Origin of the sequence: Amycolatopsis sp. SB7-3 (genome assembly GCF_041021335.1) — a bacterium.
Classification (GTDB): Bacteria; Actinomycetota; Actinomycetes; order Mycobacteriales; family Pseudonocardiaceae; genus Amycolatopsis; species Amycolatopsis japonica.
The window spans coordinates 277952-290817 of sequence record NZ_JBFPJQ010000001.1 but is presented as its reverse complement, the minus strand read 5'-3'; the positions used below and the strand labels follow the sequence as shown (position 1 = coordinate 290817).

Genomic DNA, 12866 nt, shown 5'->3' with positions numbered 1-12866 from the left:
AGTCTCGCCACCCAGAATTCGCCAGACTGATCCGATCAATTTTCGAGACAAATCCGGACGGCCCCTAGATCTTGGCGAAGGTCGTCGGGTATACATCGGATGTCTGTTCGTTGCTGTGGGAGCCGTTGATTGTTGACGGTTCGGCTGGAAGGGAAAATCCGTGCAGCTGTTGCGACTCGGGGAGCCGGGAAGTGAGCGTCCGTTCGTACGTGCCGGGGACGGCACGCTGCGCGACCTCTCGGCGCTGACCGCCGACATCGATGGCAGCTTCTTCGCGGGCGACGGCGTCGCCAGGGTCGCGGCCGCGCTGGCCGCCGGTGAACTGCCCGAAGCGGGCCCCGAATTCACATCGGCCAGGGTCGCCTCGCCGATCGCACGGCCGGGCAAGGTCGTCTGCATCGGCCTCAACTACCGGCAGCACGCCGAGGAATCCGGCGCCGAGGTCCCGACCGAACCCGTCGTGTTCATGAAGGCTCCCGACGTCGTCGTCGGACCGGAGGACGACGTGCTCGTGCCGCGCGGCTCGACCAAGACCGACTGGGAGGTCGAGCTCGGGGTCGTCATCGGCAAGACCGCGCGCTACCTCGAAAGCGCCGAAGAGGCCCTGGAATACGTCGCCGGCTACACCGTCTCGAACGACGTGTCCGAGCGCGAATTCCAGCTCGAACGCGGCGGCACCTGGGACAAGGGCAAGTCGTGCGAGAACTTCAACCCGCTCGGCCCGTGGCTGGTCACCGCCGACGAGGTGGCCGACCCGCAGGACCTCGGTCTGCGGTTGTGGGTCAACGGCGAGAAGAAGCAGGACTCGTCGACCAAGGACATGATCTTCTCGGTCGCCCAGATCGTGCACTACGTGAGCCAGTACATGGTGCTGCGCCCCGGTGACCTCATCAACACCGGCACCCCGCAGGGCGTCGCGCTCGGCCAGCCCGAGCCGAAGCCGTACCTGACCGAGGGTGACGTCATCGAGCTCGAAATCGACGGCCTCGGCCGTCAGCGTCAGAACGTCAGGCAGGCGTGATGGCGAAGATCGTGGGCATGGAGGTGCTCGACGTCCGCTTCCCCACTTCGCGGGAGCTTGACGGTTCGGACGCCATGAACCCGGACCCGGACTACTCGGCCGCGTACGTCGTGCTGCACACCGACGGCGGCCCGGACGGCTACGGGCTCGCCTTCACCATCGGACGCGGCAACGACGTCCAGGCCGCGGCGATTCGCGCGCTGGAACCGCACGTCATCGGCAGGGACGTGCCCACCGACGCGGCCGGGCTCGGCGACCTGTCGCGGGCACTGGTCGGCGACTCGCAACTGCGCTGGCTCGGCCCGGAAAAGGGTGTCGCGCACATGGCGATCGGTGCGGTGGTCAACGCCGCCTGGGATCTCGCCGCGCGGATCGCCGGGCTCCCCGTCTGGCGGTTCGCCGCCGAGATGTCGCCGGAGGACCTGGTCTCCCTCGTCGATTTCCGGTATCTCTCCGACGCGCTGACCGAACAAGAGGCGCTCGACATCCTCCGCGCCGCCGAACCCGGCCGCGCCGAACGGATCGCGAAGATCGAACGCGACGGCTACCGCGCGTACAGCACTTCCCCCGGCTGGCTCGGCTACTCGGACGCGAAACTGGTCCGGCTCGCCGAACAGGCGGTCGCGGACGGCTTCGAGATGATCAAACTGAAGGTCGGCGGGAATCTCGAGGACGACGTCCGCCGGATGAAGCTCGCCCGCGAGACCGTCGGCCCGGACATCCGGGTCGCCGTCGACGCGAACCAGCGCTGGGACGTCTCGACCGCGATCACCTGGATGACCGCGCTGGCGCCGTACGACCCGTACTGGATCGAGGAGCCCACCTCGCCGGACGACGTGCTCGGGCACGCCGCGATCGCCAAGGCGCTCGCCCCGATCCGGGTGGCCACCGGTGAGCACGTCCAGAACCGCGTGGTGTTCAAGCAGTTGCTGCAGGCGGGCGCGATCTCGGTGCTGCAACTGGACGCGGCCAGGGTCGGCGGGTTCAACGAGAACCTGGCGATCCTGTTGCTGGCGGCCAAATTCGGGGTGCCGGTCTGCCCGCACGCCGGCGGGGTCGGGCTGTGCGAACTCGTCCGGCACCTGTCGATGTTCGATTTCGCGGCGGTGTCCGGGAGCGACACCGACCGGTCCATCGAATGGGTCGACCACCTCCACGAGCACTTCACCGATCCGGCCGCCGTCGTCGACGGCCGCTACGTCGCCCCGTCCGCGCCGGGTTTCTCGGCCCGGATGCACGACGCGACCCTGCGCCGGTTCACCTTCCCCGACGGTCCAGAGTGGACGGAGACAAACCAGTGAGTGAGTTCGAAGGCCTCGTCGCCGCCGTCACCGGCGGTGCCTCGGGAATCGGCAGGGCCACCGCGGACCTGCTCGCCGCGCGCGGGGCGAAGGTCGCGGTGCTCGACCTGAATCCCGGCGACCTGCCCGAAGGCCTCACCGGATTCCGCTGCGACGTCGGCTCCGACAAGGAGGTCCGCTCGGCGATCGACGCGGTCGCCGAGCGATTCGGCAGGCTCGACATCCTGGTCAACAACGCGGGTATCGGCGCGCAGGGCGACGTCACCGCCAACAACGACGACGAATGGCACCGCGTGCTCGACATCAACGTCGTCGGCATGGTGCGGCTCGCGCGGGCGGCGTTGCCGCATCTGAAGAACTCGCCGTCGGCCGCGATCGTCAACACCTGTTCGATCGCCGCGTGGGCGGGCCTGCCCAACCGCGCGCTGTACTCGGCCAGCAAGGGCGCGGTGCTCTCGTTGACCCTGGCGATGGCGACCGATCACCTCGCCGATCGGATCCGCGTCAACTGCGTCTGCCCCGGCACCGCGGACACCCCGTGGGTCGGCAGGCTGCTCGACGCCGCGGGCGATCCGGAGGCCGAACGCGCCGCGCTGGCCGCCCGTCAGCCGATGGGCAGGCTGGTCACCGCGGACGAGGTCGCGAACGCGGTCGTGTATCTCGCCAGTCCGCTGTCGGCTTCGACCACCGGCACGGCGCTCGCGGTCGACGGAGGGATGTACGGGTTGCGTCCGCGCGGCCCGGTCCACCACCAGTAGTTTCGCTGCCATCAAGGAGGATGCGGTGCGTACGAGGGTGATCAAGGTGGCCGCCGCGGCCACCGCGCTCGGGCTGGCGCTGTCGGCCTGCGGGTCCACTAAGAACAACGCAGCCAATGCTCCCCAGGGCGGAGGCGGCAAGGTCGGCGCGACGATCCCGTTGCTGACCTCGCCGTTCTGGCAGGCCTACAACAACTACGTACCGCAGAAGGCGAAGGAGCAGGGCGTCGAGGCGCTGCCCACGGTCAACGCGGACAGCGACCCGGCGAAGCAGATCACCGACATCAACACCTTGCTCAACCAGGGCGTCAAGGGCCTGGTCGTGACGCCGCTGGACTCCGCCGCCGTCGTGGCGGGCCTCAAGGCGGCGGAAAACAAGGGCGTCCCGGTGGTGGCCGTCGACGTCGCGCCGGAGGGCGGCAAGGTCGCGATGGTGGTGCGCGCGGACAACAAGGCGTACGGCACCAAAGCCTGCGAGGCGATCGGCGCGAAGGTCACCTCGGGCAAGGTCGTGCAGGTCATGGGCGACCTGGCCTCGGTCAACGGCCGCGACCGCTCCGAAGCGTTCCGTCAGTGCATGAAGACGAAGTTCCCGGGCGTCCAGGTGCTGGAGGTCGCCGCCGAATGGAAGGCGGACAAGGCTTCTTCCGGCCTGGACAGCCTGCTGACCGCGAACCCGGACATCAAGGCCGTGTACATGCAGGCGGGCGGCGTGTACCTGGCGCCGACGCAGCAGGCGCTCAAACGCAAGAACCTCTCCTTCCCAATCGGTGACCCGAAGCACGTGGTGCTGGTCAGCAACGACGGCATTCCCCAGGAGCTGGCCGCGATCCGCGCGGGCGAACTCGACGCGACCGTCTCACAGCCCGCCGACGACTACGCCAAGTACGGCATGTACTGGATCAAGAAGGCGATGGCGGGGGAGACCTTCAAGGCGGGGCCGACCGATCACGGCAGCACCGTCGTCGAGGTCCGGCCGGGGATCCTCGAAGACCAGCTCCCCGCGCCCGTCGTCACCAAGGACAACGTGGACGACAAGGCACTCTGGGGGAACAACCTGTGAGCGCGCTGCCCGCCGGGTCCGCCGCCGTGCCGGTGGTCAGCGCACAGGGTGTCGGCAAACGCTACGGACCGACCGTGGCGCTGTCCGACGTCAGCCTCACCGTGCACCCCGGCGAGTCGCACGCACTCGTCGGCCGCAACGGTGCGGGGAAATCGACGCTCGTCTCCATCCTCACCGGACTGTCCAAAACGGACACCGGTCACGTCGAGTTCGGCGGTGTCCCCGCGCCGCCCTTGTCCAGACAGGACGACTGGAAACGCGCGGTCGCCTGCGTCTACCAGCATGCGATGGTCGTCCCGCAGCTGACCGTCGCGGAGAACCTGTTCCTCAACCGTCAGTCCGGCGAGGGGTTCGCGATCGGCTGGCAGCGATTGCGCCGTCAGGCACGGGAACTGCTCGACTCCTGGGACGTGGGGGTCGACGTCGACACCCCGGCGGGCGAGCTCTCGGTCGAGGACCGGCAGTTCGTCGAGATCGCCAGGGCGCTCTCGTACGGTGCCCGGTTCATCGTGCTCGACGAGCCGACGGCGCAGCTGGACAGCCAGGCGATCGACCGGCTTTTCGCGCGGATGCGCCAGATGCAGGCGAACGGCGTGACGTTCCTGTTCATCTCGCACCACCTCCACGAGGTGTACGAGGTGTGCCAGGCGGTCACCGTGCTGCGCGACGCCAAACACATCCTGACCGCGCCGGTCTCCGAGGTCGGCCGCGCCGAACTGATCGACGCGATGACCGGTGAACAGGGCGGCCTTTCCGTCCGCGACGCCTCCACGCGCGAGGCGCTGGACGAGGACGCCGCCGAGGTCCTGGCCGTCGACGGGCTTTCCGGTGACGGCTTCGAGGACGTGACGTTCCGGATCCACCGCGGCGAGGTGATCGGGCTCGCGGGCAGCAACGCCAGCGGCAAGCATCAGGTCGCCGAAACCGTGTACGGACTGCGTCCGCCGTCCTCCGGCACGGTCCGGATGGACGGGAATCCGTTGAAACCGGGCGACATCCCGGCCGCGATCCGTGCCGGGATCGGCTGTGTGCCGAGGGATCGTCATCACGAGGGACTGGTGCTGGAGCACTCCATCGCCGACAACGCCACACTGTCCATTTTGGACCGCATGGGCAAGGGTGGTCTCGCGGCACCGGGCGCGCGGTACGGCCGGGCCGCGCGGGCGTTGCGGGACTACGACATCGTCGCGGCCGACGCGGACCAGCCGGTGTCCGACCTTTCCGGCGGCAACCAGCAGAAGGTCGTCCTGGCCCGTGCGCTGGCCGGTGATCCGCGCCTGGTGGTGCTGATCAACCCGACCGCGGGTGTGGACGTCAAATCGAAGGAGGCGCTGCTCGCGGTCGTCGACCGGGTGCGGGCCGAGGGCAAGGCGGTGCTGATCGTCAGCGACGAGCTGGACGATCTCCGCCTGAGCGACCGGGTGCTGGTGCTGCGTGCCGGCGCCGTGGTCGCCGAACACCGGGCGGGCTGGTCCGACGGCGACCTGGTGGCCGACATCGAAGGAGTCGAGCGGTGACCGAACTGATGACCGATCCGAAGACTTCGACGCTCACGGCCCCGCCGAAGCGCCGGAAGTTCCGCTGGCTGCGCGAACTCGCGCTCGTGCCGGCGCTCGTCGTGGTGCTGATCATCGGAGGACTGATCAGCGACACGTTCCTGACCTTCGGCAGCATCGTCGGGATCCTGTCCGCGTCCGCCGCGCTGTCGATGGTGGTGCTGGGCGAATCGCTCGTACTGCTGACCGGGAAGTTCGACCTGTCACTGGAATCCACCATGGGCATGGCGCCCGCGCTGGGCGCGATGCTGGTCATCCCGGTGGCTTCTTCGGGGTTCGGCACCGAGATCCCCGGTTTCGCGGGCATCCTCGCCGTGCTGGTGGCCGGTGCCGCGGTCGGCTTCGTGAACGGTTTCCTGATCGTCAAACTGAAGCTGAACGCCTTCATCGTCACGCTGGCGATGCTGACGGTGCTGCGCGGTACGCAGATCGGGTCCACGCAGGGGAAGACGCTCTTCGACCAGCTGGACGTGTTCACCGCGCTCGCCACCACGACGTTCATCGGGCTGCCGATGTCGGTGTGGCTGGCCGCGGCGCTGTTCACCGTGTTCGGGCTGGGGTTGCGGTATCACCGGATCGGCCGGTCGCTGTACGCCATCGGCGGCAACCGGGAAGCCGCGCGGGCCGCCGGTATCCGCGTCGACCGGATCTCTTGGGGTGTCTTCGTCGTGGCCGGTGTGCTGGCCGCGTTGGGCGGGCTCGCGTACACCGGCTACGTCGGCGCGCTCGGTGCGGACCAGGGCGACGGATTGATCCTTCAGGTGTTCGCCGCTGCGGTGATCGGCGGTGTCTCACTGGACGGTGGGAAGGGCACCCTGGTCGGGGCGCTCACCGGTGTGCTGCTGCTGCAGACCGTCACCAACCTGCTGCAGGTGGCGCAGGTGCCGCCGGAATGGCTGAAGGCGATCTACGGCGTGATCATCCTGGTCGCGTTGATCATTTCCCGCTACGCCGGTGGGAAGGCCCAGACCTAGCCCTCTCGCCGCTGCAATGAACGGTCCTTTCCTTGCAAATTTTGCGAGGAAAGGACCGTTCCTAGCGCGCGAAGGGCCGGTTAGAGGGCGTGAGAGAGGAGAGAGCGGTGTCAGGAAGCTTCGGCGGCCGTGGTGGGGTCGTCGGCGGTGCCGAGCGCGTTGCGGAGCCATTGCTCCACCCCGGCCACGTGCACGGTGGCCCACGAACGCGCGAGTTCGGGTTCACGGGCCGCGATGGCCTCGTAGATCGCCGTGTGCTGCTCGCGGGTCTTCGCGACCGCGCCCTCCTGGGTGAGCCCGCGCCAGATGCGGGCGCGCGCGGTGGGGCCGGACAGGCTGTCCAGCAGCGAGCACAGCACCGGATTGCCGGAGCCGTCGGCGATCTTGCGGTGGAACTGCAGGTCGTTCGCGACCAGCGCCTCCACCGTCGGCGAGTCGGCCAGTTCGTCGAGCAGGCGGCCTAGTTCCGCGATGTCCTCGTCGCTCATGTGCAGTGCGGCCAGCGCCGTCGCCGCCGGTTCGAGGATCCGGCGGACGGCGAGGAAGTCCAGCACGGTGTCGTCGCGGTGGAAGTCCACCACGAACGTCATCGCGTCGAGGAGGAGATTCGGTTCGAGGCTGGTGACGTACGTCCCGTCGCCCTGGCGGACGTCGAGCACGCGGATCAGGCACAGCGCCTTCACCGCTTCGCGCAGCGAACTGCGGGACAGGCCGAGCCGCTGGGCCAGTTCGGCCTCCTTCGGCAGCCTGTCGCCCGGAGCAAGCTCGCCGGAGATGATCATGTCCTTGATCTTGTCGATCGCGACATCGGTGACCGGCATGTTCCACCGCCCTCCCCGAAGACCTCGGATGTTTGAGTGTTAGTTGACAGAGTGCCATGTTTCGAATGAAGGAGGCGCGGTGACCCACGGTGTCGCACTACAAAGAGTGGCACTCCACACCCGGCTGAAGCCGGGCAAGGAGGCCGAATACGAGTCGGTCCACGCCGTCATCCCGCCCGACCTGGACGAAGCCCTGCGCGGTGCGGGTGTGCGTTCGTGGCGGATCTGGCGGGACGGCCTCGACCTGTTCCACGTGGTCGAGGTCGAGGATTACGCGAAGATGCGCGCGGTCCTGCGCGATCACCCGGCCAATATTCCCTGGCAAGCTCGGATGTCCGAACTGCTCGACGTCGAGGACGACTACTCGGGCAACGATTCGGGTATCGGCCTCGTCTGGGAGCTTCCGTGAAGCTTCCCCTGTCCCCACTGGGGCTCGGCTGCGCGCAGCTGGGCAACCTGTACCACGCCATCACCGACGAGACGGCCGAAGCGACCGTGCGCCAGGCGTGGGACGAAGGCATCCGCTATTTCGACACCGCCCCGCACTACGGGCTCGGGCTGTCGGAACGACGGCTGGGCGCGGCGCTTTCGGCGTATCCCCGCGCGGACTTCGTGGTGTCGACCAAGGTCGGCCGGGTACTGGAGCCCGATCCCGACGGCGCTTCGCGGACCGACTCGCAGGGGTTCGTCGTTCCCGCCGCCTACAAACGACGGTGGGACTTCAGCCGCGACGGGATCCTCCGGTCGCTTGAGGACAGTCTGGAGCGGCTTGGACTCGACCGCGTCGACGTCGTCTACGTGCACGACCCCGACGAGCACTTCGAGGACACTGTCAACGGAGCGTTCCCCGCGTTGCTCGAATTGCGGGAGCAGGGTGTCGTCGACGCCATCGGCGCCGGGATGAACCAGGCGCCGATGCTCGCGGAGTTCGTCCGCCGGTTCGATCTCGACGTGATCCTGCTGGCGGGCCGGTACACCCTGCTCGACCAGCCCGCCCTCGACGATCTCCTCCCGCTGTGCGCGGAACGCGGGGTGGACGTGGTGGCGGGCGGCGCGTTCAACGCCGGGATCCTCGCCACCACGGCGCCGGGCACGATGTACGACTACGCCGAGGCCCCGGCCGAACTGGTCGAACGCGCCCAGCGGATCGCCGACGTCTGCGCGCGGCACGGTGTCGAACTCCCGCAAGCCGCGCTGGCGCTGCCCGCCGCACATCCCTCGGTGGTGTCCGTCGTCGTCGGCGCGCACGATCCAGACCAGGTCCGGATCAACGCCGAACGCTTCCGCCGCCCGGTGCCGCGCGAGTTGTGGACGGACCTGATCCGTGCGGGACTGTTGCGTGAGGACACCGTGCTGCGGGAGGAAGGACAGTCGTGATCGACGCGCACCACCACCTTTGGGACCCGTCGCGGCGGGACTACCCGTGGATGACCGGCACGGCGCTGGAACCGATCCGGCGTCCGTACACAGTGGACGATCTCCGCGCGGTGACGAAGGCGGCGGGGGTGAAGGGGACCGTGCTGGTGCAGACGGTCTCGTCGGAGGAGGAGACGCGCGAGTTCCTTTCCGCGGCGCGGGACGAACCGCTGATCGCCGGCGTCGTCGGCTGGACCGATCTCACCGCTCCCGACGTCGCCGAGCGCTTGGCCGCGTTTTCCGGGCCGCTGGTGGGAATCCGGCACCAGGTCGAAGACGAGCCGGACCCGTCGTGGCTGACGCGGCCAGAGGTCCTGCGCGGTCTCGCCGCTCTCGGCGAGGCCGGACTGGCGTACGACCTGCTGGTCAAGCCGCCGCAGCTTCCCGCCGCCCTCGCCGCCGCGAAAGCGTTGCCGGATCAGGTTTTCGTCCTCGACCACGCCGCGAAGCCGCCGATCGCCTCGGGCGAATGGCAGCCGTGGGCGCACGGTGTCGCGGCCTTGGGGGAGCTGGACAACGTGTACTGCAAGCTTTCGGGGCTGGTGACCGAGGCGGACTGGGCACGGTGGAAGGTCGGGCAGCTGGCGCGCTGGTCCGAGCACGTGCTGGAGTCGTTCGGTGCTTCGCGGCTGATGTTCGGCTCCGACTGGCCGGTCTGCGAACTGGCGGCCGCGTACGAGGTCGTCGTGGACACGGCGTTTTCGCTGACGGGTTCGCTGAGCGACGCCGAGCGGCTGGAGTTCTTCGACGGGACGGCGCGGCGGGCCTATCGCCTTACGTGAGGGAGTCGGCGGTGCGAGCGGGCTCGCCACCGAGGCATAGCACCCCTCGGACTGTCCAAAAAGGACGCTCTTTGCGAGTAATGCGTCCGTTTTGGGCATTTTGTGCAGTATTGCTCGAAGGTCGTGAGTGGCGATGCGCGTTCTAACCCTCTTTGCCACTCACGACTCCCCGGAAAACCTTCACGCGAGTCACGAGATACGACGAAACCCCGGCGGGAGGCCGGGGGAAGGAGGAAAGTGGGCGGCGCGGGGTCCGGGCGCCTGAGAACCGCCGATCGACGACCTGCGGCAGGGGGAGAAAAGATCAGAACTCGTCCTGTTTGACCATCGTCCGCAGGCGGGCCAGTGCGCGGTGTTGTGTCACGCGTACGTTGCCGGCGGAGATCCCGAGTGCCTCGGCGGTTTCGGCGGCGGACAGGCCGACGGCGATGCGGAGGGCGAGGATCTCCTGCTGCACCCGCGGGAGGGTGGAGAGCAGGCGGTTGAGGCGGGCACCGAGGTCCAGGTGCAGGGCGTGGGTTTCGGGTTCGTTGTCGCCGATGGGCCGTTCCGGCAGTTCAGGTACCGGTTCCGACCGGTCGCGGGAGACGGCGCGGTAGGCGTCGGCGACCTTGTTGGCGGCGATGGCGTGCACGAGGTAGAGGAACGAGCCGCCGCGATCCTGGTAGCCGGGCAGTGCTTTCAGCACCGCCATGCACACTTCCTGCGCGACGTCGTCCGCCGACAGGTAGGACAGGTCGCGGCCGCCCATTCTGGCGCGGCAGTACCGGACCACGACGGGGCCGATCATCCGCAGCAGGGACTGGATCGCGGCGGGATTCCCGTCGCCCGCGTCCTTGACGAGGGGATCGAGGTCCTCCTTCGTCAGCCGTCCGCCCGGTCGAGGCAGGTGCTCCGGAGTCGTGTATCCGGGGACCGCATCGGGGGTGACGGTTCTGGACGCGCTTGAAGTTGCTTGCATGGTCGTCCTCCCCGGCCGACCCTGCGACCGTCGCTGTCGAGGGGTCAACACTCCGTAACGATTGAGGGCGGCAGATGCTCCGTAAGATCAGATTCATCTGCCGCCGTTGCGACGCAGCGTAATCGTAAGCGTGGATCGGACGGCAGTAAAGATTTCAACTAGAGATAGCCCGTTCGCCGGAGTCGGCTTAATACAACCGAGACTCTGCGTCGCGAAAAGAGGCTTCGGCGTCGCTGGATGTGCGCGGGACTTAGCGCACCGCAATCAGAGCGGCCGCCGTCGCTACGACAAGTGCCGACGTTGTGACAGCAAGGATCGGGTTAAGAGGTTTCGGGGTTTCCGGACGGCGCAGTGCTCGTTCACGGATCGCGCCGACGGCGGTCAAGGTGATCACCATGGCCCCCGCGAAGGCGACCGGAATGACCGCCGTACCCCATCCTCGCCGGGCCGCGGTGTGCAAGAGAAGGAGTGTGCAGCCAGTAGCCGCGAGCGCGGTCCGGCGCCAGGCGAGCCCCGTCCGTTCCGCTTGCGCTCCGTGATCGGCCGGGTTCACGAGAAGACGACCAGTGCCGCGGCGGTCAGGGTGATCACGAGGATTCCGGCGGTCAGCAGGAGCAGCATCCCGCTCTTCGGCAGCGGCCGCCCCGTGCGCATCGCGGTCTGCACCCGCCGCCAGCGCGGATAGGCGCTCGCCGCGAGTACGGCGGCCAGTACGACGCACAGTCCGGCCAGGACGGTGCTCAGCGCGCTCGGATCGGGGACCAGTTGATGGACGGCGACGCCGCCGGCCAGCAGGCCCAGTGCCGTCCGGAGCCAGGCGAGGAACGTCCGTTCGTTGGCGAGCGTGAAGCGGTAGTCGGGTTCCGAGCCGCCGTCGTGCGGGCCGTTGATCTCTGCCACGCGATGAAGACTAAGCGTTCCGGCGCGCGAAGACCCACCAGCGAAGAACCGCGAAGCGCGCGATGCCGCCCACGACGCTGGCCGCGAGCAGCGCGCCGGTCTGTTCCAGCGCGGTCGGCTCGGTGATCACCGCGTCGAGGGACGCGAGCACGATCGAGCCGTACACGGCGTAGAAGGCGAAGGTCACCAGATCCTGGAAATGCCGCTTGCCCGCGTGACTCTTGCGGGTGGCGAAGGTGACCCGGCGGTGGAACTCGGTGTTCCCGACGGTGGTGACCGCGAGCGCGACCAGATTGGCCAACTGCGGGCCGAGGATCGGTTGCAGCAGAAGGAACAGCACCGCCTGCAGGCCGGTGGCGGCGACGCCGGCGACGACGTACCAAGCGGCGTGGTTGCCGAGTTCGTGGTGCCGCTCCGGCGCGCGCCGGATGATCCGGTGCCCTGGCGCCCACCTGGTGGTGGTCATACCGACGACGCTACTCCTTGTTTCACAAACTTGTGAAGCTAATGAACCACCTGAGAAACTGTGATCCCCGCGACAGCGCCGCCGTTTGGCCTGCGGAGACGCCGGGTACGCCACCGGGACGGGGTCGAGTACAGCACGCCCCGGGCAACGTCCGACCAGGAGGGAGCGGCCGATGAGCGATCGTGAGAGCGCGGAGCCGGAAACGCTGGATCCCAGTGAGGCGCTCGACGAGGACGAACTCCGCGTCGACCCGCTCGAAGAAGGGGTCGAACCGCCCGAACACTGGAGTGGCGCCGACCGGTTCGGGACCACACCCGCGGAGATCCGCGAAGGGGAGTCGCACGCCATGCGGCTGGCGGAGGAGGAGCCGGACGTCGGCGAGAAATGATCTTCACTCAGACGGCGGGCCATGCCGACACCCCCTAGCGTGGTCGGTCAAGTGCAAGACCGCGACGAAGGAAGGGCAGAGATGCTGACAGTCACCGAAGCCGCCGCCGAGGCGATCACCGCACTGACCGGGCAGGAGAACGGCCAGGACGGAGGCGGGCTGCGGTTCGCCATGCATTCCCAGCAGGGGGACAACCCCCAGCTCGCGGTTTCCGTCGCTCCGGAGCCGGAAAGCGGCGACAAGGTCCTCGGCGCCGACGGCGGCCCGAAGGTGTTCTTGGAGCCGGAAGCGGCCGCGTTGCTCGACGACAAGGTCCTCGACGTCCAGCAGGACGAAACCGGCGAAGTCGCCTTCGCCGTACTTCCGCAGGCCCAGCCCCAGCCCGGTAGCTGAGCCCGGCGGTCCCAGCTTTACGTCCCGTCGCGTGCCGGTCCAGGTGGTCGTGAGTGGCGTTTCGGG

15 protein-coding genes and 1 pseudogene are annotated in these 12866 nt (G+C 68.4%); 11 read left to right on the top strand and 5 right to left on the bottom strand.

All coding sequences use genetic code 11. The features are described from left to right. The first annotated feature begins 160 nt into the window (after nt 1–160). Genes AB8M46_RS01350 through AB8M46_RS01325 form a run of 6 tightly spaced genes read left to right on the top strand, consistent with a single transcriptional unit; the run spans nt 161 to nt 6673 of the window. Nucleotides 161–1021, top strand: coding sequence for a fumarylacetoacetate hydrolase family protein (locus AB8M46_RS01350; protein WP_350595654.1), 861 nt, complete (start codon nt 161–163; stop codon nt 1019–1021). Further along, nucleotides 1021–2322 (top strand): enolase C-terminal domain-like protein, encoded by a 1302-nt coding sequence (locus AB8M46_RS01345; protein ID WP_394359318.1) that lies wholly within the window; start codon nt 1021–1023, stop codon nt 2320–2322. Before AB8M46_RS01350 ends, AB8M46_RS01345 begins: the two co-directional genes overlap by 1 nt. Further along, nucleotides 2319–3080, top strand: coding sequence for an SDR family NAD(P)-dependent oxidoreductase (locus AB8M46_RS01340; protein WP_394359317.1), 762 nt, complete (start codon nt 2319–2321; stop codon nt 3078–3080). Before AB8M46_RS01345 ends, AB8M46_RS01340 begins: the two co-directional genes overlap by 4 nt. A gap of 25 nt (nt 3081–3105) precedes the next feature. Beyond that, nucleotides 3106–4143 (top strand): sugar ABC transporter substrate-binding protein, encoded by a 1038-nt coding sequence (locus AB8M46_RS01335; RefSeq protein ID WP_394359316.1) that lies wholly within the window; start codon nt 3106–3108, stop codon nt 4141–4143. Beyond that, nucleotides 4140–5660 carry a sugar ABC transporter ATP-binding protein gene (locus tag AB8M46_RS01330; RefSeq protein ID WP_394359315.1) on the top strand — a complete coding sequence of 507 codons (1521 nt, stop codon included), beginning with the start codon at nt 4140–4142 and terminating at the stop codon, nt 5658–5660. The genes AB8M46_RS01335 and AB8M46_RS01330 overlap by 4 nt, the downstream gene beginning before the upstream one ends. Further along, on the top strand, nt 5657–6673 hold the full coding sequence (locus tag AB8M46_RS01325; protein ID WP_037342171.1) for an ABC transporter permease: 1017 nt from the start codon (nt 5657–5659) through the stop codon (nt 6671–6673). The genes AB8M46_RS01330 and AB8M46_RS01325 overlap by 4 nt, the downstream gene beginning before the upstream one ends. 110 nt (nt 6674–6783) lie before the next feature. Here AB8M46_RS01325 and AB8M46_RS01320 read toward each other — a convergent pair whose 3' ends face one another. Beyond that, a complete protein-coding gene (locus tag AB8M46_RS01320) occupies nt 6784–7494 on the bottom strand; it encodes a FadR/GntR family transcriptional regulator (RefSeq protein ID WP_016336349.1) in 711 nt (236 codons plus the stop codon). A 106-nt stretch (nt 7495–7600) separates the two neighbouring features. On the opposite strand from AB8M46_RS01320, the gene AB8M46_RS01315 reads away from it, so the two are divergent. Genes AB8M46_RS01315 through AB8M46_RS01305 form a run of 3 tightly spaced genes read left to right on the top strand, consistent with a single transcriptional unit; the run spans nt 7601 to nt 9692 of the window. Next, complete coding sequence (locus tag AB8M46_RS01315; protein WP_016336348.1) at nt 7601–7903, top strand: L-rhamnose mutarotase; 303 nt, start codon at nt 7601–7603, stop codon at nt 7901–7903. Beyond that, on the top strand, nt 7900–8871 hold the full coding sequence (locus AB8M46_RS01310; protein ID WP_394359314.1) for an aldo/keto reductase: 972 nt from the start codon (nt 7900–7902) through the stop codon (nt 8869–8871). Before AB8M46_RS01315 ends, AB8M46_RS01310 begins: the two co-directional genes overlap by 4 nt. Continuing rightward, entirely contained in the window at nt 8868–9692 is an 825-nt protein-coding gene (locus AB8M46_RS01305; protein ID WP_394359313.1) for an amidohydrolase family protein, read from the top strand. Before AB8M46_RS01310 ends, AB8M46_RS01305 begins: the two co-directional genes overlap by 4 nt. Before the next feature lie 304 nt (nt 9693–9996). Here the strand turns inward: AB8M46_RS01305 and shbA are convergent, their stop codons facing one another. The 4 genes from shbA to AB8M46_RS01285 all read right to left on the bottom strand — a co-directional run bounded on the left by shbA (nt 9997) and on the right by AB8M46_RS01285 (nt 12019). Next, complete coding sequence (gene shbA, locus AB8M46_RS01300) at nt 9997–10653, bottom strand: RNA polymerase sigma factor ShbA (RefSeq protein ID WP_016336345.1); 657 nt, start codon at nt 10651–10653, stop codon at nt 9997–9999. Between the two features lie 250 nt (nt 10654–10903). Further along, nucleotides 10904–11206 carry a DUF202 domain-containing protein gene (locus AB8M46_RS01295; RefSeq protein WP_125736745.1) on the bottom strand — a complete coding sequence of 101 codons (303 nt, stop codon included), beginning with the start codon at nt 11204–11206 and terminating at the stop codon, nt 10904–10906. Beyond that, entirely contained in the window at nt 11203–11553 is a 351-nt protein-coding gene (locus tag AB8M46_RS01290) for a YidH family protein (RefSeq protein WP_125736744.1), read from the bottom strand. The genes AB8M46_RS01295 and AB8M46_RS01290 overlap by 4 nt, the downstream gene beginning before the upstream one ends. Before the next feature lie 10 nt (nt 11554–11563). After that, nucleotides 11564–12019, bottom strand: coding sequence for a GtrA family protein (locus AB8M46_RS01285; RefSeq protein WP_016336342.1), 456 nt, complete (start codon nt 12017–12019; stop codon nt 11564–11566). Between the two features lie 172 nt (nt 12020–12191). Between AB8M46_RS01285 and AB8M46_RS01280 the strand changes: the two are divergent. Beyond that, nucleotides 12192–12392 (top strand): annotated as a pseudogene (locus AB8M46_RS01280) (hypothetical protein); the annotation flags it as partial. Nucleotides 12393–12488: 96 nt separating this feature from the next. Further along, nucleotides 12489–12800 carry a hypothetical protein gene (locus tag AB8M46_RS01275; protein WP_037342176.1) on the top strand — a complete coding sequence of 104 codons (312 nt, stop codon included), beginning with the start codon at nt 12489–12491 and terminating at the stop codon, nt 12798–12800. Nucleotides 12801–12866: the final 66 nt, after the last annotated feature.

What these genes read in the sequence shown, in the direction of transcription:
- AB8M46_RS01345 (WP_394359318.1), top strand. Translation starts at nt 1,021, where the DNA reads ATGGCGAAGATCGTGGGCATGGAGGTGCTCGACGTCCGCTTCCCCACT.
- AB8M46_RS01320 (WP_016336349.1), bottom strand. Translation starts at nt 7,494, where the DNA reads ATGCCGGTCACCGATGTCGCGATCGACAAGATCAAGGACATGATCATC.
- shbA (WP_016336345.1), bottom strand. Translation starts at nt 10,653, where the DNA reads ATGCAAGCAACTTCAAGCGCGTCCAGAACCGTCACCCCCGATGCGGTC.
- AB8M46_RS01285 (WP_016336342.1), bottom strand. Translation starts at nt 12,019, where the DNA reads ATGACCACCACCAGGTGGGCGCCAGGGCACCGGATCATCCGGCGCGCG.
- AB8M46_RS01275 (WP_037342176.1), top strand. Translation starts at nt 12,489, where the DNA reads ATGCTGACAGTCACCGAAGCCGCCGCCGAGGCGATCACCGCACTGACC.